23 protein-coding genes are annotated in these 24,033 nt (G+C 69.7%); 12 read left to right on the forward strand and 11 right to left on the reverse strand.

From position 1 onward, the window contains the following. Window positions 1–56 precede the first annotated feature (56 nt). Window positions 57–461 (forward strand): hypothetical protein, encoded by a 405-nt coding sequence (locus tag H8N03_RS01420; protein ID WP_187074334.1) that lies wholly within the window; start codon window positions 57–59, stop codon window positions 459–461. Between the two features lie 63 nt (window positions 462–524). Further along, entirely contained in the window at window positions 525–1,841 is a 1,317-nt protein-coding gene (locus H8N03_RS01425) for a glycerate kinase type-2 family protein (RefSeq protein ID WP_187074335.1), read from the forward strand. Window positions 1,842–1,860: 19 nt separating this feature from the next. Here the strand turns inward: H8N03_RS01425 and H8N03_RS01430 are convergent, their stop codons facing one another. Then, a complete protein-coding gene (locus H8N03_RS01430) occupies window positions 1,861–2,769 on the reverse strand; it encodes a LysR family transcriptional regulator (protein WP_187074336.1) in 909 nt (302 codons plus the stop codon). A 96-nt stretch (window positions 2,770–2,865) separates the two neighbouring features. Between H8N03_RS01430 and H8N03_RS01435 the strand changes: the two genes are divergently transcribed. The 4 genes from H8N03_RS01435 to H8N03_RS01450 all read left to right on the forward strand — a co-directional run bounded on the left by H8N03_RS01435 (window position 2,866) and on the right by H8N03_RS01450 (window position 6,832). Continuing rightward, window positions 2,866–3,993, forward strand: coding sequence for a hypothetical protein (locus H8N03_RS01435; RefSeq protein WP_187074337.1), 1,128 nt, complete (start codon window positions 2,866–2,868; stop codon window positions 3,991–3,993). Between the two features lie 99 nt (window positions 3,994–4,092). Next, window positions 4,093–5,163 carry a tartrate dehydrogenase gene (locus H8N03_RS01440; RefSeq protein WP_187074338.1) on the forward strand — a complete coding sequence of 357 codons (1,071 nt, stop codon included), beginning with the start codon at window positions 4,093–4,095 and terminating at the stop codon, window positions 5,161–5,163. A 51-nt stretch (window positions 5,164–5,214) separates the two neighbouring features. After that, window positions 5,215–6,195 carry a tripartite tricarboxylate transporter substrate binding protein gene (locus H8N03_RS01445; RefSeq protein WP_187074339.1) on the forward strand — a complete coding sequence of 327 codons (981 nt, stop codon included), beginning with the start codon at window positions 5,215–5,217 and terminating at the stop codon, window positions 6,193–6,195. A 67-nt stretch (window positions 6,196–6,262) separates the two neighbouring features. Next, window positions 6,263–6,832, forward strand: a complete 570-nt coding sequence (locus H8N03_RS01450) for a cysteine hydrolase family protein (RefSeq protein WP_187074340.1) — start codon at window positions 6,263–6,265, stop codon at window positions 6,830–6,832. Between the two features lie 134 nt (window positions 6,833–6,966). Here the strand turns inward: H8N03_RS01450 and H8N03_RS01455 are convergent, their stop codons facing one another. From H8N03_RS01455 to H8N03_RS01490, 8 genes are all read right to left on the reverse strand, one after another. Then, window positions 6,967–7,386 (reverse strand): acyl-CoA thioesterase, encoded by a 420-nt coding sequence (locus tag H8N03_RS01455; RefSeq protein WP_187074341.1) that lies wholly within the window; start codon window positions 7,384–7,386, stop codon window positions 6,967–6,969. Window positions 7,387–7,391: 5 nt separating this feature from the next. Further along, window positions 7,392–8,693: a TRAP transporter large permease gene (locus H8N03_RS01460; RefSeq protein WP_187074342.1), complete on the reverse strand. Its 1,302-nt coding sequence runs from the start codon at window positions 8,691–8,693 to the stop codon at window positions 7,392–7,394. A 7-nt stretch (window positions 8,694–8,700) separates the two neighbouring features. Next, window positions 8,701–9,222 (reverse strand): TRAP transporter small permease, encoded by a 522-nt coding sequence (locus tag H8N03_RS01465; protein WP_187074343.1) that lies wholly within the window; start codon window positions 9,220–9,222, stop codon window positions 8,701–8,703. Window positions 9,223–9,294: 72 nt separating this feature from the next. Further along, window positions 9,295–10,317 carry a TRAP transporter substrate-binding protein gene (locus tag H8N03_RS01470; protein WP_187074344.1) on the reverse strand — a complete coding sequence of 341 codons (1,023 nt, stop codon included), beginning with the start codon at window positions 10,315–10,317 and terminating at the stop codon, window positions 9,295–9,297. Between the two features lie 71 nt (window positions 10,318–10,388). Next, window positions 10,389–11,369, reverse strand: a complete 981-nt coding sequence (locus H8N03_RS01475) for a Bug family tripartite tricarboxylate transporter substrate binding protein (protein ID WP_187074345.1) — start codon at window positions 11,367–11,369, stop codon at window positions 10,389–10,391. A gap of 31 nt (window positions 11,370–11,400) precedes the next feature. After that, window positions 11,401–12,243 carry a hypothetical protein gene (locus tag H8N03_RS01480; RefSeq protein WP_187074346.1) on the reverse strand — a complete coding sequence of 281 codons (843 nt, stop codon included), beginning with the start codon at window positions 12,241–12,243 and terminating at the stop codon, window positions 11,401–11,403. Between the two features lie 4 nt (window positions 12,244–12,247). Then, on the reverse strand, window positions 12,248–13,849 hold the full coding sequence (locus H8N03_RS01485) for an indolepyruvate oxidoreductase subunit beta family protein (protein WP_187074347.1): 1,602 nt from the start codon (window positions 13,847–13,849) through the stop codon (window positions 12,248–12,250). Further along, entirely contained in the window at window positions 13,846–15,996 is a 2,151-nt protein-coding gene (locus H8N03_RS01490; RefSeq protein ID WP_187074348.1) for a thiamine pyrophosphate-dependent enzyme, read from the reverse strand. The genes H8N03_RS01485 and H8N03_RS01490 overlap by 4 nt, the downstream gene beginning before the upstream one ends. 261 nt (window positions 15,997–16,257) lie before the next feature. On the opposite strand from H8N03_RS01490, the gene H8N03_RS01495 reads away from it, so the two are divergent. From H8N03_RS01495 to H8N03_RS01505, 3 genes are read left to right on the forward strand one after another with little or no spacing between them, the layout of a single operon-like run. After that, a complete protein-coding gene (locus tag H8N03_RS01495) occupies window positions 16,258–17,451 on the forward strand; it encodes a PQQ-dependent sugar dehydrogenase (RefSeq protein WP_187074349.1) in 1,194 nt (397 codons plus the stop codon). Next, window positions 17,451–18,131 carry a c-type cytochrome gene (locus H8N03_RS01500; RefSeq protein WP_187074350.1) on the forward strand — a complete coding sequence of 227 codons (681 nt, stop codon included), beginning with the start codon at window positions 17,451–17,453 and terminating at the stop codon, window positions 18,129–18,131. The genes H8N03_RS01495 and H8N03_RS01500 overlap by 1 nt, the downstream gene beginning before the upstream one ends. 38 nt (window positions 18,132–18,169) lie before the next feature. Then, window positions 18,170–19,063 carry a LysR family transcriptional regulator gene (locus tag H8N03_RS01505; RefSeq protein ID WP_187074351.1) on the forward strand — a complete coding sequence of 298 codons (894 nt, stop codon included), beginning with the start codon at window positions 18,170–18,172 and terminating at the stop codon, window positions 19,061–19,063. On the opposite strand, the gene H8N03_RS01510 is transcribed toward H8N03_RS01505, so the two are convergent. Together H8N03_RS01510 and H8N03_RS01515 are read right to left on the reverse strand one after the other, a co-directional pair. Beyond that, complete coding sequence (locus tag H8N03_RS01510) at window positions 19,053–19,334, reverse strand: hypothetical protein (protein WP_187074352.1); 282 nt, start codon at window positions 19,332–19,334, stop codon at window positions 19,053–19,055. The genes H8N03_RS01505 and H8N03_RS01510 overlap by 11 nt on opposite strands. A gap of 195 nt (window positions 19,335–19,529) precedes the next feature. Beyond that, window positions 19,530–19,976 (reverse strand): helix-turn-helix domain-containing protein, encoded by a 447-nt coding sequence (locus H8N03_RS01515; protein ID WP_187074353.1) that lies wholly within the window; start codon window positions 19,974–19,976, stop codon window positions 19,530–19,532. Between the two features lie 117 nt (window positions 19,977–20,093). Here H8N03_RS01515 and H8N03_RS01520 point away from each other — a divergent pair, with 117 nt between their 5' ends. The 3 genes from H8N03_RS01520 to H8N03_RS01530 all read left to right on the forward strand — a co-directional run bounded on the left by H8N03_RS01520 (window position 20,094) and on the right by H8N03_RS01530 (window position 24,032). Next, a complete protein-coding gene (locus H8N03_RS01520) occupies window positions 20,094–21,233 on the forward strand; it encodes an alpha/beta hydrolase (RefSeq protein ID WP_187074354.1) in 1,140 nt (379 codons plus the stop codon). A 117-nt stretch (window positions 21,234–21,350) separates the two neighbouring features. Next, window positions 21,351–21,803, forward strand: a complete 453-nt coding sequence (locus H8N03_RS01525; protein ID WP_187074355.1) for a hypothetical protein — start codon at window positions 21,351–21,353, stop codon at window positions 21,801–21,803. A gap of 66 nt (window positions 21,804–21,869) precedes the next feature. After that, on the forward strand, window positions 21,870–24,032 hold the full coding sequence (locus tag H8N03_RS01530) for an alpha/beta hydrolase (protein ID WP_187074356.1): 2,163 nt from the start codon (window positions 21,870–21,872) through the stop codon (window positions 24,030–24,032). Window position 24,033 lies beyond the last annotated feature (1 nt).

Raw genomic sequence — 24,033 nt, forward strand, 5'->3', positions numbered from 1 at the left:
GTAAAGAGGCAAGGGCACCGCCCCCCGCCGGTGCGGATCGGCGCGATACTGTCGGGATGCGCCATACCGTGCTTGCCGCCGCCGCGGCGCTCGTGCTTGCAGCGTGCGCTGCTCCCAGGCCGTCCCCGTTTCCGCCCGACCCGGGCCGCGTGGGTGCCGGGCCGACCTGCGGGCCGCAGCAGTACCCGTTCCAGGCGCTGCAGGACTTCCAGCGTGGACAGGCGATCGTGCGTGCCCAGGTGGGCCCCGACAGCCGCCTGGTGAACCCGGTGCTGGAGGAGGCTCCCATGAACCAGTACCTCGCAGCCGGCGCGCTCGATGCGGTGCGGCAGTGCAGCCTGCCGCAGGCACGGCCCGGCAGCGACGTGCGCCTGCTGGTCGCCTACGACTTCCACGGACAGAACGAGTACCTGCCGAACGGCGTGGTCACCGTGCTGTTCGCGCCGCTGCCGGCCCGCTAGGAGCCTGCTCCCGGCTCCGGGCCTGGCGCGCGGGGCGTCACAATCCGCGGCTGGAGAACGCCCATGACCGCCCCCGATCCGCACGCCGACCCCCGCGCCTTCCTCGAACACCTCTACCGCGCGGCCGTGCACCGCGCGCTGCCGCTGCACAACACGGCGGCCTTCCTGCCGCCGCCGCCGCGCGGCCGCACGCTGGTGCTCGGCGCCGGCAAGGCCGGGGGCGCGATGGCACAGGCGGTCGAAGCCTTGTGGCCGCGGGACGCGCCGCTCTCCGGCCTCGTGGTCACGCGCTACCACCACACGCCGCCGCGCCCCGCGGGGCTGCCGCAGCGCATCGAGGTGGTGGAAGCCGCGCACCCGGTGCCGGACGCCGCCGGGCTGCGCGCCGCGGAACGCATCCTCGCCCTCACGCGCGGGCTCACCCCCGACGACCTCGTGCTGTGCCTCATCTCGGGTGGCGGCTCGGCCCTGCTGACGCTCCCCGCGGAGGGGCTGAGCCTGGAGGAGAAGCAGCGCATCAACCGCGAGCTGCTGGAGTCCGGCGCCAACATCGTGGAGATGAACTGCGTGCGCAAGCACCTCTCGCGCATCAAGGGCGGGCGCCTCGCCGCGGCCTGCGCACCCGCGCGCGTGGTGACGCTGACCATCAGCGACGTGCCGGGCGACGACCCGTCGGTGATCGCGAGCGGGCCCACGGTGCCGGACGCGAGCACCTGCGCGGACGCGGTGGCCATCCTGCAGCGCTACGGCATCGCGGTGCCCGGCGCCATCATGAGCCTGCTGGAGCAGGGCGCGCTGGAGACGCCGAAGCCCGGCGACGCCGTGTTCCAGGGGCAGCCGGTGCACCTGATCGCCACGCCGCAGCAGTCGCTGGAGGCCGCGGCGGCCGCGGCACGCGCCGCGGGGCTGGACGCGCACATCCTGAGCGACGAGATGGAAGGCGAGTCGCGCGAAGTCGGCAAGGTGCAGGCGGCGCTCGCACGCGCCGTGGCGCAACGCGGGCAGCCGTTCCGCCGCCCTTGCGTGATCCTCTCCGGCGGCGAGACCACCGTCACCGTGCGCAAGCAGGCGGAAGGCACGCCGCGCGGCCGCGGCGGGCGCGCGGGCGAGTTCTGCCTGGGCCTCGCGCAGGCGCTGCAGGGCCAGCCGGGCGTGTGGGCGCTGGCCGCGGACACGGACGGCATCGACGGCATGGAAGACAACGCGGGCGCCTTCGTCGCGCCCGACACGCTGGGCCGCGCGCTCGCGCAAGGCATGAAGGTCGACACCTTCCTCTCGCGCAACGACGCGTACGGCTACTTCTCGGCGCTGGGCGACCTGGTGGTCACCGGGCCCACGCACACGAACGTCAACGACTTCCGCGCGCTGCTGGTGCTGTGAGCCGCGCAGGCTCCTGGCTTCAGGCGGTGAACCGTTTCGCGAACTCCTGCGCGAGGTGGTCCACGAAAGCGCGCACGCGCGCCGTGCCCTGGTGGCGCACCGGGTACACCGCGTGGATGTCCGCGGGCGGCGTCTGCCAGTTCTCCAGCACCTGCTGCAGCCGGCCGCTGCGCAGGTAGCGCAGGATGTCCCACTCGGCGCGCAGCAGGATGCCGTGGCCGGCGAGCGCCCAGCTGACGGCGATCTCGCCGTCGTTGGTGCTCAGGTTGCCGCGCACGCGCACCGTCTCCACGCGCTTGCCGGAGCGCAGGCGCAGCGACCCGAAAGCTTCGTCGCCCTGGCGGATCAGGATGATCTGGTGCGAGGCCAGGTCCTGCGGCGCGCGCGGCGTGCCGTTGCGCTGCAGGTAGGCGGGGGAGGCGCACAGCAGGCGCCGGTTGGGCGCGAGCAGGCGCGCGACGACGCGCGCGTCCGGCGGTTCGCCGAAGCGCACGCAGACGTCGAAGGCGTCGTCGGTCAGCGGCGGCGGGTTCACGGACAGCTGCAGCTGCACTTCCACCTTCGGGTACAGCTTCGCGAAGCTCGCGATCACCGGCGCGACGTGTACGCGGCCGAAGCCGAGCGTCGCGTTCACGCGCAGCAGGCCCGTGGGGTCCGAGCGCGCGCCGTGGAGCTCGCGTTCCAGTGCCTCGATCTCCTCCAGGATGCGCCGCGCGTGGGCGAGGTAGGTCTCGCCTTCGTGGGTGAGCGTGAGCCGGCGCGTCGTCCGGTGCAGCAGCGTGACGCCCAGGCGCGCCTCCAGGGCGGCCAGGCGCTTGCTCACGGCCGGCGGGCTCACCTGCAGTTCGCGCGCCGCCGCGGCCAGGCTGCCGCAGCGCATGAGCACGCTGAAGAACTGCATTTCCTGCGAGGCGGTGTGGGCGGCCATGTGTGGTTTGGTCGGGAAACAAACCGATTCTGCCCGGCGGGATGGGGGGTTCCGCGGGGAGCCGCTGGTACAGTGAAGCGCAGGAGGAAAGCAAGCATGTCGAACGGAAAGCCGGCGCCGGGCGGAGCCCAGGGCCGCGCCGCGATCGAGGCCGTGCTGGACCGCGTCCATCGGCGCGTGAAGGAGCTCAGGAGCTTCGACGTCGCCGGCATCCAGGACCGCTGGGACACGCGCCTGGAAATGGCGCAGAAGAACTTCAACAAGCTCGTGGGCGAGGCTTTCGGCATCGGCACGGCGCTGTACAAGGAATTCGCCATCCCCCCGCTGGACGCGGCGCTCGATACGACGTTCGGCGACCGCATCACGCTGGAGGAGATGCACGGCGAACTGCGCAAGGCGCTCGCGCAGGCCGCCACGCGGATGGAGGCGATGGCAGGCAAGCTGAAGGAGCGGCTGGAGCATCCCGAGGCGGAAGCGGAAGCGCCCGCGGAGCCGGAGCCGACGCCTGCGCCCACGCCGGCACCGACGCCTGCTCCGACTCCGGCGCCGACGCCTGCGCCGACACCCGCGCCGACGCCTGCTCCGACGCCTGCGCCGACGCCTGCGCCGACGCCTGCGCCGACGCCTGCGCCGACGCCCGCACCGACGCCCGCACCGACGCCCGCGCCGACGCCTGCACCGACGCCTGCACCCACCCCCGCCCCCCCGCCCGCCCCCACCCCGGCGCCTACCCCCGCACCGACACCGACACCGACACCGACTCCCACGCCCACGCCCACGCCCATGTCCGCTGCCGCACCCGCACCCGCACCCCTGCCCATCTCGGTTCCTGCTTCCTCCGCCGATGGCGCCGCGACGCGGGTCGCGATCGTCTGCCGGGCCGGGGACGAGGCCGCGAAGACGCTCGCCGCCTTCCTCAAGGACATGGGCATCGATTCGGTCACGGGCGGCGCGGGTGCGTCGCCTTCGCCGGACACGCTGGAGAAGCTGCGCCCCGTGCGCTTCGCCGTGCTGATGCGTTCGGACCGGCCTCTGGAGACCGGCTTCCTGCTCGGCGCCCTGGGCGCGGCGCGGGTCTGCCTGCTGCTGCCCACGCAGTCCACCGCGCCCGGCCTGGACCAGCTCGCGCGCATCCCGGTGGACGCGGGCGGCGTGTGGAAGCTGCTGCTCGCGCGCCAGATGAAGCAGGCCGGCCTCGACATCGACCTCAACAAGGCGCTGTGACGACGCCTCCATTGCTGCCCTGGCGGTTAACAATGGAATGAAATCCCGGATGTCCGTTCCGGCGCGTGCGGCCTAGACTCGCGCAGGAAAGGACATCCCATGAAGACGTACAAGATCGCCTGCATCCCGGGCGACGGCATCGGCAAGGAAGTGGTGCCCGCAGGCCAGGAAGTGCTGGAGGCGCTGGCCGCCTCGGGTGCCGGTTTCCGCTTCGAGTTCACGAGCTTCGGCTGGGGCGGCGACTGGTACCGCGCCCACGGCAAGATGATGCCGGACGACGGCCTCGAGGCACTGCGGGACCAGGACGCCATCCTCTTCGGCTCCGCCGGCGACCCGCACATCCCCGACCACGTCACGCTGTGGGGCCTGCGCCTGAAGATCTGCCAGGGCTTCGACCAGTACGCGAACGTGCGGCCCACGCGCATCCTGCCCGGCATCGATGCGCCGCTGAAGCGCTGCACGCCCAAGGACCTCGACTGGGTCATCGTGCGCGAGAACTCCGAGGGCGAATACGCGGGCGTCGGCGGCCGCGCCCACCAGGGCCACCCGATCGAAGTCGCCACGGACGTGAGCATGATGACCCGCGCCGGCGTGGAACGCATCATGCGCTTCGCGTTCAAGCTGGCGCAGTCGCGTCCGCGCAAGCAGCTCACCGTCGTCACCAAGTCCAACGCGCAGCGCCACGCCATGGTGATGTGGGACGAGATCGCGCTCGCCGTGAGCAAGGAGTTCCCCGACGTGAAGTGGGACAAGGAACTCGTCGACGCCTGCACGGCGCGCATGGTGAACCGCCCCGCGTCGCTCGACACGCTGGTCGCCACCAACCTGCACGCGGACATCCTGAGCGACCTCGCGGCCGCGCTGGCCGGCAGCCTGGGCATCGCGCCCACCGGCAACATCGACCCGGAACGCCGCTATCCCTCGATGTTCGAGCCGATCCACGGTTCGGCCTTCGACATCATGGGCAAGGGCCTCGCCAACCCGGTCGGCACCTTCTGGAGCTGCGTGATGCTGCTGGAGCACCTCGGCGAGAAGGAAGCCGCGGCGCGCCTGATGCAGGCCATCGAGGAAGTCACGGCCGATCCGAAGCTGCACACCGGCGACCTCGGTGGCAAGGCGAAGACCGCCGACGTCACGGCCGCCGTGGTTTCCCGGTTGAAGAACCGCTGATTCCGTGCCACAAACCCGCACCGCAGTCCACAACAAACAGGAGACGACAGCATGAAGCGCATTCTTTCCCTGCTCGCCCTCGCGGCGGCCGCCCCGCTCGCGATGGCGCAGGCCCCCGGATCAGGTCCGGGGCAGGGTCCCAGCTGCCCCACGGGCAACGTGCAGTACTGGCAGGCCTTCCCGCCCGGCGGCGAGTCCGACCTCTCGGCCCGCCACCAGCAGGCGGTGCTGAAGAAGAAGTGCCCCGCGATCGAGACCATCGTGCAGTACAAGGCGGGTGCGGGCGGCGCGCTGATGTGGACGCAGATGAACCAGCTGCCGCCCGACGGCCTCAACGTCGTCGGCGTCAACCTGCCGCACATCGTGTTCCAGCCGATCCAGGGCGACGTGCAGTACAAGACGCAGGACGTCACGCCGGTGTTCTGGTTCCACTTCACGCCGGACATCCTGGTGGTGAGCTCGAAGACCAACATCAAGAACTTCCAGGACTTCCTCGCCGCGGCCAAGGCCAACCCCGGGAAGCTGAGCCTCGCGGGCTCGGGCCAGTACTCGGCCAACCACGCCGCGCACGAGCGCCTGGATGCCGCGTTCCACGTCAAGACGCTGTACGTGCCGTTCAAGGGTACGGGTGACCTCGCCACTTCCGTGCTGGGCGGCCAGGTGGACGGCGCGATGACGTACGTGCCGTTCGCCATCGCCAACAAGGACAAGGGCGTGCGTCCCATCGCCGTCGCGATGGAGCACCGCCATCCGCTGATGCCCGACGTGCCCACCTTCAAGGAGCTGGGCGTCGACTGGGTCGACGGCGCCTACCGCGGCATCGGCATGCCCAAGTCCACGCCGGCGGCGGAGCGCAAGCGCATCTCCGACCTGTGGCGCGCCCTGAACAACGATCCCGAGATGAAGGAGAAGGCCGCGGCCTCCGGCTTCGAGCTCGTGAACGTCGGCGTCGAGGACATGGACAAGTTCATGGCGGAAAAGGGCAAGCTGTACACCGAAGGCGCTGCCCGGATGGGTCTCGGCAAGAAGTAAAGCCGCGTTCCTACAGGCTCGCCGCGAACGGCGCCCTACGATGGGCGCCGTTTTTCGTTGGTCGCCCATGAAACCCGCCAAGGTGCCGCGCAGCGCGCGCGTGCTCGTCCTCGTCGACTTCATCAACCCGCTCAACTTCCCGGGCGCGGAGAAGCTCGCCAAGCCGGCCCTGGCCGCCGCCAGGGCGACGGTCCGGCTGCGGGAGAAGCTCGACGACCAGAAGGTGACGGTGGTCTACGCCAACGACAACTATGGCTACTGGCAGTCGGACTTCCAGAGCCAGGTGGCGCAGTGCTGCGAGCGCGACGACATCAGCGGCGAGATCGCGCGCCTGGTCGCGCCGCGTCCGCGCGACGTGACGCTGCTGAAGCCACGGCACTCGGCCTTCTTCTGCACGGCGCTGGAACTGCTGCTGCACGAGATGGGCGCCCGCGAGCTGGTCCTCGCGGGGCTCGCCACGGACATCTGCGTGCAGATGACCGCGGCGGACGCCTTCCTGCGCGGCTACGAAGGCGTGTGGGTGCCGTCGGACTGCACCGCGGCCGAGACGACGAAGGCGAAGAACGCGAGCCTGGCGTACATGCGGGACGTGCTCAAGTGCGACGTGCGGCCGGCGTCGAGCGTGCGGAAGGTTTGAGGTTCGAAGACGGACAGCCGGACGCAAAAGTCGCAAAAGCTACGCAAAAGTCGCAGAAAAGACCTTTGATGGGTTTCCCCTTTTGCGACTTTTGCGGAACCTTTGCGACTTTTGCGTCCGGCTGTTGGTGGTTTCTATGAACAGGCGCGCTTGATTTCGTCCGGCGCAACGACCGCCCGGATCCCCGGCACGTCGCCTTCGCGCTTCGCCGCGAAGATGCGCACCTCGTCGCATTCCATGATCGCGTCCTCCCCGCGGAAGCAGCGGTAGCGCTGCACGAAGCTCTTGCCGCGCCATTCGGGGATGCTCGTGCGGAACTGCAGCACGTCGCCGTAGCTCGCGGTCTGGATGAACTTCGCGTGCGTGTCCACCAGCGGCGTGCCGATGATGCCGAACAACTTTTCCGTCTCGTGCCAGGGCGGGACGCCGCATTCGACGAAGAAGTGGCGCGACGCGGCGTCGATCCAGCGGAAGAAGTTCGGGAACCAGACGATGCGCGCGGGGTCGCAGTCGCCGAATTCCACCTTGACGGTGTAGATGATCTCTTTGGACATGGCGTTCAACCCATCTTGCCGGGGAGCCAGAGGGCGATGATCGGGAAGGCGACGAGGATCGCGAGGCGCAGCACGTCGGTGAAGACGAAGGGCGAGACGCCGCGGAAGATGGTGGAGAAGCTCACGTCCGGCACCACGCTCTTGATGACGAACACGTTCATGCCCACGGGTGGCGTGATCAGCCCGAGTTCGACGGTCATCACGATGATGATGCCGAACCAGATCGGGTCGAAGCCCAGGTGCTGGATCACGGGGAACAGGATGGGGACGGTCAGGATGATCATCGCCATCGCGTCCATCAGGCAGCCGAGCACCAGGTACATCAGCAGGATCAGCAGCAGCACGCCGTAGGGGCCGACGCCCAGGCCGGTGAGGAACTCCGTGACCTTCTGCGGCGTCTGCGTGATGGTGAGGAAGTAGCCGAACATCAGCGCGCCGATCAGCACGGTGAACACGGCGGCGGCCGTGCGCGTCGCCGACAGCAGGGCCTCCTTGATCTTGGCGCGGTCGAGGCGACCGCGCACCAGGCCCAGGAGGAAGGCGCCGCTGGCGCCCACGCCGCCGGCCTCGGTCGGCGTGAAGAAGCCCCCGTACAGCCCGCCGATCACGAAGAGGAACAGCACGAGCGGCGCCCACACGTTCTTCAGTTCCTTGACCCGCTCCACCCAGGGTTGCTGCTCGCCGCGCGGCAGCCAGTCCGGACGCACGCGCACGATGATCATCACGGTGATCACGTACAGCAGCATGGCCAGCAGGCCGGGGATGATGCCGGCCATGAACAGCTTGCCGATGTCCTGCTGCGTGAGGATGGCGTACACCGCCAGCACGGTGGACGGCGGCAGCATGGCGCCCAGCGTGCCGCCCGCGGCGATCACGCCGGTGGAGAACGACTGCGGGTAGCCGAAGCGCCGCATCTCGGGGTAGGCCACGCCGGAGAAGGTGGCGGCCGTCGCGACCGAGGAGCCGGAGATGGCGGCGAAGCCGCCGCAGGCGAGCACGGTGGCCACGCCGAGGCCGCCCCGCAGGTGGCCGATCATGGCGTTGGCGGCGCGGAACAGCTCGCGGCTGATGCCGGACACCGAGACGAACGCGCCCATCAGCATGAACATGGGGATCACGCCGAAGGTGTAGTCGGTGACGGTGCGCATCGACGTCTGGCCCACCAGCTTCAGGGCGGGGCCGGGGCCGGCGATCATGCTGTAGCCGGTGATGCCCACGAGGCCCATGGCCATGCCGACGGGCACGCGCAGGAGCATCAGGGCGAACAGGGCGAGGAAGCCGAGGACGGCAAGGAGATCGAGGTTCAAGAGGGCCTCACTCGACTTCGTGCATCGGGGAGTCGAAGTGCTCGTCGTGGAGCGACTCGGGGTTGAAGACCAGGCGCCAGGTGCGCACGGCAATCAGGAGCACGGCGCAGATGTCGCCGACCCAGGCGACGGCGTAGAAGGGCCAGGTCGGAAGGTTCAGGTCGTAGGTCAGGACGTTGTCCTTCCAGGTGCCTTCGACCTTGTCGAACAGCATGACCGTCTGCACGATCACCACGAACAGCAGCACCAGCGTGGCGAACACGTCGATGATGCGCTTCCAGCGCTTGTTCACGGCGCCCCACAGCAGGTCCACCGTGATGTGGCCGCCGCGGTAGCTGGTGGCCGCGATGCCCCAGAAGATCAGGATGCCCAGGAGCATCCGGCCGAAGTCGTAGTAGTCGGGGATCGACGTGCTGAAGAACTTGCGCAGCAGCACGTTGACGAAGATGTTGAGGGCGACGATGCCGACGAAGATGGCGGCGAGCCACTCGATGCCGTTGATGAAACGGTCGGCGAAGTTCTTTTTCATGGCGTCCACGGATGGAACAAGGGCCGGCCTGCTTCTTGGGCAGGCACGGCCCCGGGGCTCAGGCGCTGCGGATTACAGCGCCGACTTGTACTTCACCAGGTTGGACTTCAGCGAGTCCATCACCTTGGCCGGGTCCTGGCCCACCTTCTTCACGCTCTCGGCCCAGGTCTGCTCGCCGGAAGCCGTGGCGTCGCGCCAGGCCTTCAGCTGCTCGGGGGTGAGCTTGTAGATCTCGTGGCCGCCGGCGGCCATCTTGGCGCGGCCGCCGTATTCGAAGTCGGCCCAGGGGGTGGCGACCTTCTCGGCCCACTCGGTGGTGCAGTGGTCGTCGATCACCTTCTTCTGGCCGGCCGACAGCGCGTCGTACTTGGACTTGTTCATCACCCAGACGAACGGGGTGACGTACAGCGGCACGTCCATGTGGTACTTGACGACCTTGTCGATGCCGAACAGCGGGATCGAGCCCCAGGGGAAGGTGATCGCGTCGGCCACGCCGCGCTCCAGCATCTCGCGCGCCTCGGGCGCGGAGGACTGCACGTTGGTGCCGCCCAGCGAGGTGACCATCTGCGCGATGGTGCTGGTGGCGGGACGGATCTTCATGCCCTTGATGTCGGAGGGCAGGGTGATCTTCTTGCGGGCGTGGAAGGTGCCGGGATCGTGCACGAAGGCGAAGCAGAACTTCACGTCCTTCATCTCGGTCGCGGCGTACTGGCGGTACCAGGCGTCGATGGCGGCGGTGCCGCCCTTGCCGTTGGCGAACAGGAAGGGCAGCGAGGCGCCGGCGAAGATCGGGAAGCGGCCCGGCTGGTAGCCCGGGTTCACGTACGCGAAGTCGGCGATGCCGTCGCGCGCCATGTCGTAGTGGTCGAAGGCCTTGCCCAGCTGCTCGCTCGGGAACAGCGTGGCGGTGATCGTGCCGCCGGACGCCTTCTTGATGTCGTCGGCCCAGGCCTGCAGGCTCGGGTTCAGCGGGTGCTGCGCCGGCACCCAGCTGGAAAGCTTCATCATCACCGGCTTGTCCTGCGCCTGCGCCAGGCCGGCGGAGAGGGCGAGGGAGGCGGCCAGGGCCGCCATCGTGATTCGGTTGCGCATCATTGTGGTCTCCTGGGGTCGTAGAACGTTACTTTGTATAACGAAAGAGCCCGTCCCGCCTATCGTGGTTTCCCTCAGTCGCCCACGATCCTGCGCTCGCGGATCAGGGCGCCGAAGCGCTTGCTGTCCTCCTGGGCGCGCGCACCGAACTCCTGCGGCGAGAAAGGCGCGGGGATGGCGCCGATGGCGTTCATGCGCTCGACGAACGCCGGCGAGCGCAGGACCTTGTTGATCTCCGTGTTCAGGCGCGCGACCACGGGCTGCGGCGTGCCGGCGGGCGCGTAGAAGCCGAACCAGGTGTCCGCGTCGAAGCCCTTGAGGCCGGCTTCTTCCATCGTGGGAACGTCCGGGTACAGGGGCGAACGCTTCGGGCTGCCGATCGCCAGCAGCTTCAGCTTGCCGGCCTTCGTGTGCTGCAGGCCGACGCCGGGGTCGAACATGAAGTCCACCTGGCCCGCGAGCAGGTCCTGGATGGCGGGCGCGGCGCCGCGGTACGGGATGTGCGTGGCGTACACGTTGCCCATGGACTTCATCATCTCGCCCGCGAGGTGCGGCGAGCTGCCGTTGCCGGGGGAGCCGAAGCTGAGCTTGCCGGGGTTCGCCTTCATGTACGCGAGGAATTCCTTCGCGTTGTTCACCGGCACCTTGGCCGGGTTCACCTGCAGGTAGACCAGCACGCGGGCGGCGGACGCCACCGGCACGAGGTCCTTGGCCGGGTCGAACGACATCTTCGCGTACAGGTGCGGGTTGATCGAGACCGTGCCGCCGGAGCTCATGAGCAGCGTGTAGCCGTCGGCGGGCTGCTTGGAGACGAAGTCGCCGGCGATGTTGCCGTTGGCGCCCGCGCGGTTCTCCACCACGACGGGCTGCCCCAGCGCCTGCGCGAGCGGCTCGGAAACGGCGCGCGCGATCTGGTCGGCGGCGCCGCCGGGCGCGAAGCTCACGATCACGCGGATCGGCTTGGCCGGGAAGGCCTGCGCGAGGGCGATGCCGGGCAGGGCGGTGGCGAGGGCCGCGGCCAGCAGGACGCGGCGGGCGAGGGTCGTCGTTCTCATGGTTTCTTTTCCGTTCGGTCTTCTTGTGGGTTCAGGCGGAGGCGCGTTCCAGCGGCGGGATCTGGATCTCCAGCACTTCGCTCTCTTCCGCGGCCTGCAGGGCCTGCGCCTCGCCCTCGGTGCGCAGCAGCGCATGCGGCCGCCACTCGCCGCCGCCGGCGGTGCCGCGGCCCGAGAAGACGAAAGCGAGCGAATGGGGCGCGAGCGTGGCCGTCGCGCCCGGCGCGATGCCGAGCACGCTGATGCGCGTCGCGCGCGCCGAGAACACGCCGAGCAGCTTGCGCCGCACGCCGGCGGCACCGGGCTCGTCCTGCCAGGCAACGGCCTGCGGATCCATGAACACCGGTTCGCCGTGCTCGCTCTTCGGATACTCCAGCTTGCGGCCGTGGATGTGTTCCCACACCGCTTCGTAGGCGTCCTGGTTCTTGCGGCCGCCACCTTCCTTGGGGCGGTGGAACACGCCCTTCTCGAAGGTGCCGAACTGCTTCAGCTCCTCCACGCCCTGCTGGAAGCGCTCCTCGGAGATGTAGCCGCTGCCGCTCGCGCCGCCGAACTGCAGCACCAGCGTCTTCGACTCGCCGGCGTTCTCCTGCGGCCCGTAGTACACGCCTTCGGGGAAGTAGCCGATCATGCCGGGGCGCATGACGCCGTCGCGGGTGAAGCTCGCGTCGCCCACGAGCTGCACGCGCACCTGGTCGAAGTTGTGGCGATGGCGCGGCGAGAAGAAGTCGTTGTGCAGCTGCGAGAGCTGCACGTAGAAGTTGTCCTTGCTGCCTTCGCGGCCGCCCAGGAGCGACTGCGAATGGAACAGGCCCGCGCGCGCGTGCTGGCGTTCGACCACCGGGACGTCGGAGATGTTGACGAGGGCTGGCATGGGATCAGTTGGTCTTCAGGTTGGTCTCGTCGGCCGCGGCCACGCCGCGGGGCTTGCGCACCCAATGGATGGGAACGGCTTTCACGGGGCGTGGGGGCGCGCCGTGCTGCACGAGCGTGGCGTCGAGCGCCTTGCCGGCATCGTCGGCCAGGGCCGCCACGCGGGCAGCGCGCACCGCGGCGGCGGCTTCCGCGGGGACGCCGCCCTTGGCCAGGTGCTCCAGCACGTGCAGCAGGTTCTCCTTGCCGCGCTCGTTGGTGGAGCCGTAGCCCTTGATCAGGCGGCCGCACAGCGCGATCTCGTGGCCCAGGTCCCACAGGCGCTGCGTGCCTTGCACGACGCCTTGCAGCCACTGCTCGATCATGCGCTGCTCCAGGGCGAAGCGGCTGCCGTGCGGGCGCAGCCACCTGGTGCCGGCCAGCGTGCGCAGCGCCAGCATGCCGAACACGCTGTGCGTGCCGATCTTCAGCGGCAGCGCCCAGGGCTGCTTGCCGCCGGCGACGCGACGGCGGTCCCACGCGACCAGCTTGTCCGCGAAGGACTGCGGCAGCATGGCGGCGAACTCGGGCACCCCCGGCTTGAAGTGGTCGTAGACCTTCAGCAGGTCGTCCTCGCCGGCCTTCACCTCGCCTTGCACGCGGGTCCAGCGGGAGGCGCGGCTCTTGAGGTCGGCGACGCGCACGATGTCGTCGAACGCCATCCACAGCGCGAGCCAGCGCGCCATCTCCTTCGTGATGGCGTAGCCGCGCTCGCCACGCGGGTCGGCGTCGGTTTCCGCTTCCAGCACGGACTTCAGGCGCTTCACGTACAGGTCGGCGTAGGCCTTGCCCTGGTACTCGACGAGGCGGGCGTAGCCGAGCCCGAACATCTCCTCGACCTGCGCCGGGAAGATGCCCGTGGGGTGCACCGACTTGCTGCGCACCGGCTGTGCCGCCTTGGGCTGCATCACCTGCGCCAGGAAATCCTGCTGCTGCTTGCCCTTCGCCACGATGTCGAACGCCTTCGCGAAGCCCCGCAGGCTCGCTTCCGCGCCCTTGCCGCCGGACTTCACGACCGCTTCGTAGTCCTCGCGCCGGAAGGGGAACAGCCCGCTGCCCGCGATCGCGCCGAGCAGCACCGCGCTGACGACGGTACCCGCTTCCTTCGCGATGGCGTTCATGTCGAAGACGTGGTGCACCTTGCTGAACTGCTGCACCACTTTCAGGAGCTCCGCGTTGTCGACGCGGCCGTCGCCCATCTGCATGCGTTCCATCGTGGTCAGCGCGCGGGCGGAGGACGAGATCACGACGGTGCGGTCCGGCGAGGCCAGGCCGTTGCCGACCTGGCGCGCCGTCTCGAGCAGCTCGGAGCACACGAGCGCGTCCAGCGCGCCCGGCACCGGGTTCAGGCTGAACACCGGGCGCTTGCCGCCCAGGTCCTTCATCGCCACCGGGAACACTTCGATGTAGTAGGTGGTTGCGCCGGTGCGCTGCGCGACACCGGGGATCGAGGTGGCCTGCGCCGGGTAGCCGGCGTGGCGCGCGGTCTCGACCAGCCATTCGGTCAGGACGCCGCCGCCTTCGCCGCCGAGGGCGCCGACCAGGAGGGTGATGGGTTTCGTCTTCATGCCGGTTGCAGGGCGCGCACGATGGCGCCGCGGAAGGAGTTCAGGAGCCGTTCGTGCCACTTGGGGTTCTGCACGACTTCGGCGCGGTAGAAGCTGGGGCACAGCGTCGCCGCGTGCGCGTTGGCGCCGCAGAGGCCGCAGCCCACGCAGCCGTCGATCACGGTCGCGACCGGGTCCACCTTCAGCGGGTCCGGGTTGTCCTTGATCGTGAGCGTCGGGCAGCCGGAGAGGCGGATGCAGGCGTGGTCGCCGTTGCAGACGTCCTCGTCCACGCCGTACTTCACGCGCACGACGCGCTCGCCCTTCTTCAGCAGCGACTGGATCCAGGGCTTGATGCGGCGCTGGCGCTCCAGCTGGCACTCGCCCTCGGCGATGATCACCTTCAGGCCGTTGAAGTCGCTCGTGAAGGCGTCGGTCAGCGTGCGGCGCATCTCTTCCACCTCGTAGGTGGTCACGGTGCGCATCCACTGCACGCCCAGGCCCTTGAGCGCGGACTCGATGGTCTGGTTGGTGTGCACGATGCTGGCGGACTTGTCGGCGGCGTTGTACTTCGCGTCCTCGTGCGGCGTGGAGATGATCTCCTGCGTGCCGGTGGCGGAGGTGTAGCCGTTCTTGAAGATCAGCAGCACGGCGTCGTCGCCGTTGAACAGCGCGCTCTGCACGCCCGTGAGCAGGCCGTTGTGCCAGAAGCCGCCGTCGCCCATGATGGCCAGCGTGCGCCGCTGCATCATCGGCGACACGCCGGCGCGCGAGGCGAGCGACATGCCGTAGCCCAGGATGGAGTGGCCGCTGGAGAAGGGCTCGAAGGTGCCCAGCGCGTGGCAGCCGATGTCGGCGGCGATGTGCACCTTGCCGATCTGCTCCTGCGCCAGCTTGAGCGCGGAGAACACGGGGCGCTCGGGGCAGCCGATGCAGAAGCCGGGCGGACGCGCCGGCAGCGGCTGCGTCAGCTTGGCGGCGGCCTCGCGGCGGTCCTTGTTGCCGGCGAGCCAGCGCTTGGCTTCCTCGACGGCGGGGCCGGGCAGGTAGCTCGAAGCGAACTGCGTGAGGCCGATGGACAGCGCTTCGACGGTGTACTCGCCGCCCATGGGCAGCAGGTCCTTGCCGTGCAGCTTCGTCTGGATGTCGCGCCGGCGCAGCAGCGTGGCGATCTCCTGCTCGATGAACTCGGGCTGGCCTTCCTCCACCACCAGCACCGCGCGGCGGCCGACGCAGAAGTCGGCGACCTGCTCCGGCACCAGCGGGTAGGCGACGTTCAGGCACAGGATCGGGATGTCGGTCTCGCCGAACGCGTCCGCCAGGCCCAGCTGCTGCAGGCTGCGGATCAGGGCGTTGTAGAGGCCGCCCTGCACGATGATGCCGAGGTCCGTGTGCTTGCCGTCGAACAGCTCGTTGAGCTTCTGCTCCACGATGTACTGGCGCGCGGCGGGGATGCGCTGCTCGTACTTCAGCTTCTCGTGGCGGAAGGTCACGGGCGGGTGCGCCAGCTTCATGTAGTCGAAGCCGGCGGGGTTCTCCATCAGTGCGCGCGTGGAGACCGGCGGCTTCAGGTTGTCCTTCGCCTCGAAGCTGCCGCGCACGTGGCAGGCGCGGATGCGCAGCTCCAGGATGGCGGGCATGTTGGAGGTCTCGGAGAGGCGGAAGCCTTCCTCCACCATGCGCGTCATCACGCCGAGGTCGGGCCGCGGGTCCAGCAGGCACATGCCGGACTTCAGCGCGAAAGCATGCGTGCGCTCCTGGATCACGGAGGCGCCTTCGCCGTAGTCCTCGCCCACGACGATCAGCGCGCCGCCGGTGACGCCGGGCGAGCTGAGGTTGGACAGCGCGTCGGCGGCGACGTTGGTGCCGACGATGGACTTCCACGTGACGGCACCGCGCAGGGGGTAGTGGATGGAGGCGCCGAGCATCGCGGCGGCGGAAGCCTCGTTGGAGCAGGCCTCGACGTGCACGCCGAGTTCGTCCATGTAGCCCTTGGCCTGCACCATCACGTCGAGCAGGTGCGACACGGGCGCGCCCTGGTAGCCGCCGACGTAGGCCACGCCGGACTGCAGCAGCGCCTTCGTGATCGCGAGGATGCCCTCGCCGTGGAACGTGTCGCCGGCGCCGAGGCGCAGGGACTCGATCTCCTTGCTGAATGAAACTTCCAAAGCCTTGTCTCCAGGGAATCCGGCAGTGTCCGCGAACGGGCGCCATCGATCAATCCGATGAGGCGACTAAGCGGTATGCGATCCGTGCATGACGCGGCGACGCTCGCGCAAGCTCTTGCGCAACGTTCGTCTCAATTTGCGACACATCGCGTCCAGGCCGCTTCCCTACCGTGCGCGCGCCTAAGGGAATGCGCTATGTTCGCGCTCCGCGCGCCGCTGATCTACTTTCCAGCGCGAATCGTCGCACCACGGAGGAAAGACATGAAGCACCTGCCCAAGCTCGTTGTCCTCGCCACCCTTTGCTGCGCGGGGATCGCCCTCGCGCAGCAGCCACCCGCGGAAGAGCCGGGGTGGGCGAAGGGACGTCCCAAGGCGAACGACTCGGCGATGCAGATGGCGCCGGTGCCGGCCTTCCCGATCCCGACCGCGCCCGACAAGCTGCCGACCGCGAAGTTCAAGCTGCCGCCGGGCTTCAAGGTGGAGACCTGGGCCTCGGGCATCCTCGACGCGCGCGGCCTGCGCCAGGGACCGAACGGCAACATCCTGGTGAGTTCGCTCTTCGTGGCGAACAAGGTCTACATGGTCCCGGAGCAGGGCAACCGCCAGGCCAAGGTGATCATCGACAAGATGCCCTTCGCGACCGGCATCGAGTACCACAACGGCAGCCTCTTCCTCGCCACCAACGAGAAGATCTACCGCTGGGACAACGTCGACAACCGGCTCGACAACCTCGGCGAGCCGAAGGTCATCTACGACAAGCTGCCCGGCGGCGGCGACCACAGCTGGAAGTTCCTGCGCATCCGGGACAACAAGCTGTACTACGCGATCGGCGCGCCCTGCAACATCTGCGATCCGGGCCAGTACGCGAAGATCTACCGCATGAACCTGGACGGCACCGGGATCGAGACCATCGCCTCCGGCGTGCGCAACACGGTGGGCTTCGACTTCGACCCGAAGACGGGCAACCTCTGGTTCACGGACAACGGGCGCGACTGGTTCAGCGAGGAGTTGCCCAACGACGAACTCAACGTCGTCACCAAGCCGGGCCAGCAGCACTTCGGCTACCCGTACTGCCACCAGGGCAACATCCCGGACCCGGAATTCGGCTGGGGCAAGTCCTGCAACGACTACCAGAAGCCCGCCGCCTTCCTCGGCCCGCACGCCGGTTCGCTGGGCCTGATGTTCTACAAGGGCAAGATGTTCCCGGCCAAGTACCAGGGCGCCATGTTCATCGCGCGCCACGGCCCGTGGAACCGCACGACCAAGTACTCCGACATCTCGGTCGCCTGGCCTGACGGCAAGGGCGGGGCGAAGGTCGAGCCCTTCATGACCGGCTTCGTCGAGAACAACCAGTACCTCGGCCGCCCGGTGGACTTCCTCGTCCTCAAGGACGGTTCGATGCTCGTGAGCGACGACCACGCGGGCGCCATCTACCGCATCAGCTACGGGAAGTGATGACGAAACGGGCTGCAGGCTGGCTGTCCTGGGTGGCGGCGGCGATGTTGGTGGTGGTTTCGCCGCAAGCCGGTGCACAGCAGAAGGGCCAGGCAGCCCGTGCCGCGGGGACGCCCCCCGCGGCGGCGGCGAAACCGGCGGGGCCTTCGTACGCGGAGCGCTTCGCCGGCCTCTGCGCGGCCTGCCACGGCGCGAACGGTCGCTCCACCGACCCGCTCACGCCCGTGCTGGCCGGCCAGCCGTCGCTCTATGCGATCACGCAGCTGTTCCTCTTCCGTGAAGGCCGTCGCCCCAACGAGGCGATGACGGCCGTGGCCAAGACGCTCACGGACGACGACATGCGCGGCTTCTCCGACTACATCGGGACCTTGCCGGCCGTTGCGCCGCCGCCGCCGGCCACGCCGCCGGATGCCGCGCGCATGGCCCGCGGGCAGGTGCTCGCGGAACACCACAAGTGCTTCTTCTGCCATGGCCCCGCGCTCGCCGGCGGCCAGCAGGTGCCGCGGATCGCGGGCCAGCACGAGCAGTACCTGCACGACACCCTGCGCGGCTTCCACTCCGGCAAGCGTCCGGGCTACACGCAGGCCATGACGGCCGCGGTGAGCACGATCCCCGTGGAAGACCTCGACGCCCTGGCGTATTTCGTGGCGCGCTTCCCCGGCCCGGCGGGCGGCAAGTAGCGGCGGTCGCGATAATCGGCGCGACCCTCATTCGCGCCATGCATCTCAAGGACGTCGACCTCAACCTCCTGCGCCTGTTCGACGCCGTCTACCGCACGCGCAACGTCAGCCGCGCCGCCGAACTGCTCGACCTGACGCAGCCCGCTGCCAGCCAGGGCCTGAGCCGGCTGCGCACGCTGATCCAGGACCCGCTGTTCATGCGCAGCGCCGGTGGCGTGCAGCCCACGCCCAAGGCGCAGCGCCTCGCGGACCCGGTGCGCCAGGCGCTCGCCACGCTGGAGCAGGCCCTGGGCGAGACGGCGGGCTTCGACCCCGCGCGGTCCAGCCGCACCTTCCACATCCACATGAGCGACATCGGCGAGAGCCGCTTCCTGCCGGAGCTCATGGTGGTGCTGCGCGATCGCGCCCCGAACGTGCGCGTGCAGACGCGCCCGGTGCCGCGCGACCAGATCACCGAGTCGCTCGATGCGGGCCGCATCGACTTCGCCTTCGGCTTCCTGCCCATGGTGAAGGAGAGCCAGCGCGTGCGCCTGCTGGAGGACCGCTACATCGTGCTCCTGCGCGAAGGCCATCCGTTCGCGCGCAAGCGCCGCACCGGCGCGGCGCTGCTGGAGGCCTTGCGCGACCTGGAGTTCGTGGCCGTGCGCTCGCACGCGGAGACGCTGCGCATCGTGGAGCAGGTCGGGCTGGAGGACAGGCTGCGGCTCGTGACGGAGCACTTCCTCGTGCTGCCCGAGATCGTCAAGGCGACGGACCTGGCCGCGATCATGCCGCGCAACATCGCGCGGGGCTTCGCGGGCGGCTACGCGATCGTGGAGCCCGCGTTCCCGCAGCGCGAGTTCGTCGTCTCGCTGCACTGGAGCAAGCGCTTCGAGGGGGATCCCGGCAACCGCTGGCTGCGGGCGCAGATCGAGGAACTGTTCAGGCAGTGAGCGCGGCGCGGCGGCATTCCTCGCGCCACTGCCGCCAGGCGACCATCGCGTCGAGGCCGAGCTTCATCTGCACGGCCGCGCCGAGGCCCACCTGCGCTTCCAGCTCGGGAGGCGCCTCGCCGTCCCAGCGCAGCACGGCGAGCGCGAGCTCCAGGGCCGCGACGCTGCCCGCGTCCGCCGGGTCGTCGCCCAGCCGCCGCTGCAGGTCGAGCAGCAGCCGGTGCAGGAACTCGAGTTCCGTGCGGGAGAGGTGCACGTGGGGCGCGTCCATGGGGGTGGAGCGTGAGGCCGGATGCGCGTGCGGGCTGTCAGCGCAACGCTGCGCTCGATCGAGGAAAACGGAGGACTTCTTGTAGGGTGGCGGTGAACGAAGTGAACCCCACCGTTGGGCGCCTGCCAGCGCGGTGGGGTTCACTTCGTTCACCTTCCGGCGGCGCGCCGCCGCCACCCTACATCCGAAGGCCGGTCATTTCGCGGATTGTTCCAGCCGCGCCGCCGCTTCCCGCTTGCCGATCTTGCGCAGCGCCGCGATCGCTTCCAGCTGCTTCGCGCGCGGGCGGGACTCGCCATGCTCCCACTTGTAGACGGACTGGCCGGAAACGCCGAGCAGCGCCGCGAAGTCCGCGGCCGAGAGCCCCAGCTTCCTGCGTTGCGCCGCGAGCCGGGTCGCGCTGAAACGCAGCTGCTTGCCGCCGTCGCCCTCGCCGTCCTCCGCCGACTCGGGCACGGCCCGCCCGGACCCCTTGCGCACGCGCTTGAGCTCCCGCTCCAGGTCGTCGATCCTGCGGCGCAGGCTGGCGATGTGGCTGCGGTATTGGGCGGAGGCCTTGCGGACGTCTTCCGTCTGCGCACGCACTTCCTTGCGTGCGATGCGGGCGATCTCGTCCTTGAGGAGGGCGGCGATGTTCGGCATGTGTGGTGGTCTGGGCCGGCTCCGCGCGCGGGGGCGCGCATGCCGGTTGTTGGGGCTCCCCTGGGCGCCCATCATAGTCGCGCAGGGCCGCTCCCGGTAACGGGCCACAATCGCCGCATGCCAGAACTCCAACTCGCGGTCATCGACGTGCAGCCCGGGGCTGCGATGGAAAGCCAGTCCGGCCTGCAGCTGCTGCGTCCGCGCATCTATGGTGCATGGATGCAGCCGGCGGGCCCGAAGCGCGCCGCCGCCATCGTGATGCACCCCACGAGCAACTTCATGGGGCACTACCTGATCGAGCCGCTGGCCGCGCGCGGCGTGGCCTGCATGGGGCTCAATTCGCGGTACGCAGGCAACGACACGCTGCTGCTGATGGAGCGCGTGATCCAGGACCTCGGCGCGGGCGTGCAGTTCCTGCGCGCGCAGGGCTACGACAAGGTCGTGCTGGTCGGCAACTCGGGGGGCGCGTCGCTGTCCTGCTTCTACCAGGCGCAGGCGGAGCGCCTCACGATCGAGCACATGGTCGACGGCGATCCCGCGCGCCTGTCCCCGCAGGACCTGCCGCCCGTGGCGGGCCTCGCGCTCTGCGCCGCGCACGAGGGACGCTCCACGCTGATGCGCAACTGGATCGACCCGTCGCTCACCGACGAGCGGGACGGCCTCTCGTGCGACCCGGCGCTCGACATGTACGACCCGCGCAACGGCCCCCCCTTCGGCCGCGCGTTCCTCGCCCGCTTCCGCGAGGCGCAGCAACGGCGCTACGAACGGGTGGACCAGTGGGTGGGCGAGCGCCTGCGCCAGCTGCGCGGCCTGAAGGAGCCGGGCAGCCCGCGCGACGAGGTGTTCGTCGTCTACCGCACGCATGCGGACCCGCGCTTCCTGGACCTTTCGCTGGACGCGAACGACCGCGCCGTGGGCAGCGTGTGGGGCGCCGGCGCCCATGGCGCGCGCGCCGTCAACTACGCCGCCAGCCAGATGGGACGGATCACCTCCCTCACGGCCTGGTTGTCGCAGTGGTCGCCGCGCAGCCGCGCGGACGGGCCGTCCAACCTCGCGCGGACGTCGGTGCCCACGCTGCTGTGCACGTATACGGGCGACCAGTCCACCTTCCCGAGCACCCGGGACGCCTGGATGGCCGCGGGCGGCTCCCGCATCCGCAACGTGGACATCGCCGGCGGCAACCATTACCTTGCCGGACAGCCCGCGCTGGTGCAGGAAACCGCGGAAGTGATGGCTGACTGGATCCTGTCCCTCTGACGCAGCGCACAATGGCCCGGGGCGCCATGCGTCGGATTCCGACATGGCTGTCGGGCTTGTCCTACAGCAATGGACGCGCCCGGCTCCTACCATTCGCCGCTCGTTCGGAGATTGCCCATGGAACCGAAAGCCATCAGCGTCGTCCCCGACCGCCCGGGCAAGACCTCCTTCTGGACGACCTCGCGTGCGGCGGGCAAGTACGACAGGCCGGAGACGATCCCCAGCAGCACGCAGCCGCCCACGCTCAGCGTGGGCACCCTGGACAACGTGCGCTCGGTGTTCTGGTCGTCGTACCGCCACCTCTTTCCGCCGCACTCCATCGCGGCCCAGGCGCCCAACGGCAGCCTCGTGATCTCGTGGTCCATCATGGACGACCCGCATGCCAAGTACCCGTATGCCGCGCCCGTGATGCTGCGCTTCGACGAGGCGCTGGTCGACACGATGTGGAAGGCCGACACTCGCCAGCGCAACCGCATCGCGCAGAACCACGAGCCCACGCTGCGCGAAGGCCTGCGCGGCTACGACCCCTTCGCCCGCTTCCCGAACGCGCGCGTGATCAACATCGGGTAGCGCCCGCCCGCGCTTGACAGCCGCGGGCGCGCCTGCGGAAATGCTTCCTCCCGCGAGGAGGAAGCGATGGACGATCACCCCGCGATGCCCGCGCGCCTGCTGCGCACGGCCGGCCCGCTGCCCGCGCCGGGCACCCTTCCGCATCCTTATCCGTTCGAGACGGTCGCTCCGCGCAAGGAGGGCTTCGTCGAACGGGAGGGCGTGAAGTCCTGGTACGCGCAGTTCGGCGACAGCGGCCCCTGGCTCGCTTTCGCGCCGATCTTCCAGATCGCCAACACCCACCTGCTGCGCGGCGTGCTGCCGTACCTGTCGCAGCACTTCCGCGTCGCCTGCATGGACCTGCGGGGCAACGGGCGCTCCGACCGGCCGGCGACGCAGGACCAGTATTCGTTCGACCACTACTACGCCGACTTCGTCGCGGTGCTCGATCGGCTGGAGGTGGGCCGCGCCGCCGTCGTCGGCATCTCGGCCACCGCGATGACGGCGATCCGGCTCGCGTACGAGCAGCCGCACCGCGTGGGCCACCTGATGCTGTGCGGCGGATGGATGGAGCGGCGGCTGGAGCATCCGGCCGCCGTCGAAGCAGTGCAGCAGCACCTCGCGAAGATGCGCTCCGACTGGCCCGCTTACCTCGACGAGTTCTTCACGATCTGCTTCAGCGAGCCGCACGGCACCAAGCCCTACGAGGACGGCGTGCGCGCCGGGTGGGCGGCCGAAGGGCCGCACGTGGCGATGGGGCTCGCCGGCTGGATGGGCCACGACATGCGGCCGATCGCGCGCCAGCTCGCGTGCCCCACGCTGGTCGTCCACGGCGACAAGGACGCTCGCGTGCCTTACAGCCAGGGACAGATGGCCGCCAAGGCGATTCCGGGCGCGCGCTTCGTCACCGTGGGCGGAGGCGGGCACCTGCTGCCCGCGCGCGATCCCGTCGCGTTCTGCCGCATGCTGCTGGAGTTCACCGGCGTGGCGCCCGCCGCGTCGACCTGGGTGCGCGCGATGGCGCGCAAGCGCAAGGCCTTGTTCGTCTCCAGCGCGATCGGCCTCGGCCACGTGCAGCGCGACCTCGCGATCGCCCGCGCGCTGCGCCGGCTGCAGCCGGACCTGGAGGTCGACTGGTTCACGGTCCCTCCCGCCTCCACCTACCTCGAGCGCGAAGGCGAGCGCGTGCATCCCGCCTGCGCGCGCCTGGCCAACGAGAGCCGCCACTTCGAGGACCAGGCCGGCGAGCACGACCTGCAGGCCTTCTTCGCGCTGCGCACCATGGACGAAGTGATGGCGCGCAACTTCCTCGTGTTCGCCGACGTCCTGCGCGAGGAGCACTACGACATCGTGATCGGCGACGAAGCCTGGGAAGTCGACTACCACCTGCACGAGAACCCGGAGCTGAAGCGGCAGCCCTTCGTCTTCCTGACCGACTTCGTCGGCTGCCTGCCGATGGAGGAGGGCAACGAGCGCGAAGCCTTCCTGTGCGCGGACCGCAATGCCGACGACATCGAGCACGTCGCGCGCTATCCGTGGATCCGCGACCGCGCCATCTTCGTCGGCAACCCCGAGGACGCCCCCGAGCAGCCCTTCGGCCCCGGGCTGCCGGTGATCCGCGACTGGACGCGGCGCAACTTCACCTTCACCGGCTACGCGCTGCCGTTCGACCCCGCATCGCTCGCCGACACCGACGCCCTGCGGGCGCGGCACGGCTACCGGCGCGACGAGAAGCTGGTGATCGCGGCGGTCGGCGGCACCGGCGTCGGCGCGCCGCTGCTGCAGCGGATCGCGGCCGCCTTCCCGCGCATGAAGAAGCAGGTGCCGGAACTGCGCATGGTTCTCGTCGCGGGCCCGCGCGTGGCGCGCGAGAGCCTGCCCACGCACGAAGGCCTGGACGTGCTGCCTTACGTGCACAACCTGTTCGAGCACCTCGCCTGCTCGGACCTGGCCCTCGTGCAGGGCGGACTGAGCACGTGCATGGAACTGGTGGCGACGCGGCGGCGCTTCCTCAGCTTCCCGCTGGAGCGGCATTTCGAGCAGTGCATCCACGTGCGCCACCGCCTCCACAACTACTGCGCGGACTGCGCGGTGCGCTTCCGGGAGCTGGGCGTCGACGAACTCGCCGACAGGGCGCTGGCCGCGATGCATGCACCGGTGGCGTACAAGCCGGTGGAAACGGACGGCGCGGAACGCGCAGCGCGCGTGATCGCCTCCGTGCTCGAGAACCGGCATTGGGCGGCGGCGTAGC

Origin of the sequence: Ramlibacter cellulosilyticus, from assembly GCF_014297465.1 — a bacterium.
In the GTDB taxonomy this organism is placed as follows: Bacteria; Pseudomonadota; Gammaproteobacteria; order Burkholderiales; family Burkholderiaceae_C; genus Ramlibacter; species Ramlibacter cellulosilyticus.

What these genes read in the sequence shown, in the direction of transcription:
- H8N03_RS01420 (WP_187074334.1), top strand. Translation starts at nt 57, where the DNA reads ATGCGCCATACCGTGCTTGCCGCCGCCGCGGCGCTCGTGCTTGCAGCG.
- H8N03_RS01425 (WP_187074335.1), top strand. Translation starts at nt 525, where the DNA reads ATGACCGCCCCCGATCCGCACGCCGACCCCCGCGCCTTCCTCGAACAC.
- H8N03_RS01430 (WP_187074336.1), bottom strand. Translation starts at nt 2,769, where the DNA reads ATGGCCGCCCACACCGCCTCGCAGGAAATGCAGTTCTTCAGCGTGCTC.
- H8N03_RS01435 (WP_187074337.1), top strand. Translation starts at nt 2,866, where the DNA reads ATGTCGAACGGAAAGCCGGCGCCGGGCGGAGCCCAGGGCCGCGCCGCG.
- H8N03_RS01440 (WP_187074338.1), top strand. Translation starts at nt 4,093, where the DNA reads ATGAAGACGTACAAGATCGCCTGCATCCCGGGCGACGGCATCGGCAAG.
- H8N03_RS01445 (WP_187074339.1), top strand. Translation starts at nt 5,215, where the DNA reads ATGAAGCGCATTCTTTCCCTGCTCGCCCTCGCGGCGGCCGCCCCGCTC.
- H8N03_RS01450 (WP_187074340.1), top strand. Translation starts at nt 6,263, where the DNA reads ATGAAACCCGCCAAGGTGCCGCGCAGCGCGCGCGTGCTCGTCCTCGTC.
- H8N03_RS01455 (WP_187074341.1), bottom strand. Translation starts at nt 7,386, where the DNA reads ATGTCCAAAGAGATCATCTACACCGTCAAGGTGGAATTCGGCGACTGC.
- H8N03_RS01465 (WP_187074343.1), bottom strand. Translation starts at nt 9,222, where the DNA reads ATGAAAAAGAACTTCGCCGACCGTTTCATCAACGGCATCGAGTGGCTC.
- H8N03_RS01470 (WP_187074344.1), bottom strand. Translation starts at nt 10,317, where the DNA reads ATGATGCGCAACCGAATCACGATGGCGGCCCTGGCCGCCTCCCTCGCC.
- H8N03_RS01475 (WP_187074345.1), bottom strand. Translation starts at nt 11,369, where the DNA reads ATGAGAACGACGACCCTCGCCCGCCGCGTCCTGCTGGCCGCGGCCCTC.
- H8N03_RS01480 (WP_187074346.1), bottom strand. Translation starts at nt 12,243, where the DNA reads ATGCCAGCCCTCGTCAACATCTCCGACGTCCCGGTGGTCGAACGCCAG.
- H8N03_RS01485 (WP_187074347.1), bottom strand. Translation starts at nt 13,849, where the DNA reads ATGAAGACGAAACCCATCACCCTCCTGGTCGGCGCCCTCGGCGGCGAA.
- H8N03_RS01495 (WP_187074349.1), top strand. Translation starts at nt 16,258, where the DNA reads ATGAAGCACCTGCCCAAGCTCGTTGTCCTCGCCACCCTTTGCTGCGCG.
- H8N03_RS01500 (WP_187074350.1), top strand. Translation starts at nt 17,451, where the DNA reads ATGACGAAACGGGCTGCAGGCTGGCTGTCCTGGGTGGCGGCGGCGATG.
- H8N03_RS01505 (WP_187074351.1), top strand. Translation starts at nt 18,170, where the DNA reads ATGCATCTCAAGGACGTCGACCTCAACCTCCTGCGCCTGTTCGACGCC.
- H8N03_RS01510 (WP_187074352.1), bottom strand. Translation starts at nt 19,334, where the DNA reads ATGGACGCGCCCCACGTGCACCTCTCCCGCACGGAACTCGAGTTCCTG.
- H8N03_RS01515 (WP_187074353.1), bottom strand. Translation starts at nt 19,976, where the DNA reads ATGCCGAACATCGCCGCCCTCCTCAAGGACGAGATCGCCCGCATCGCA.
- H8N03_RS01520 (WP_187074354.1), top strand. Translation starts at nt 20,094, where the DNA reads ATGCCAGAACTCCAACTCGCGGTCATCGACGTGCAGCCCGGGGCTGCG.
- H8N03_RS01525 (WP_187074355.1), top strand. Translation starts at nt 21,351, where the DNA reads ATGGAACCGAAAGCCATCAGCGTCGTCCCCGACCGCCCGGGCAAGACC.
- H8N03_RS01530 (WP_187074356.1), top strand. Translation starts at nt 21,870, where the DNA reads ATGGACGATCACCCCGCGATGCCCGCGCGCCTGCTGCGCACGGCCGGC.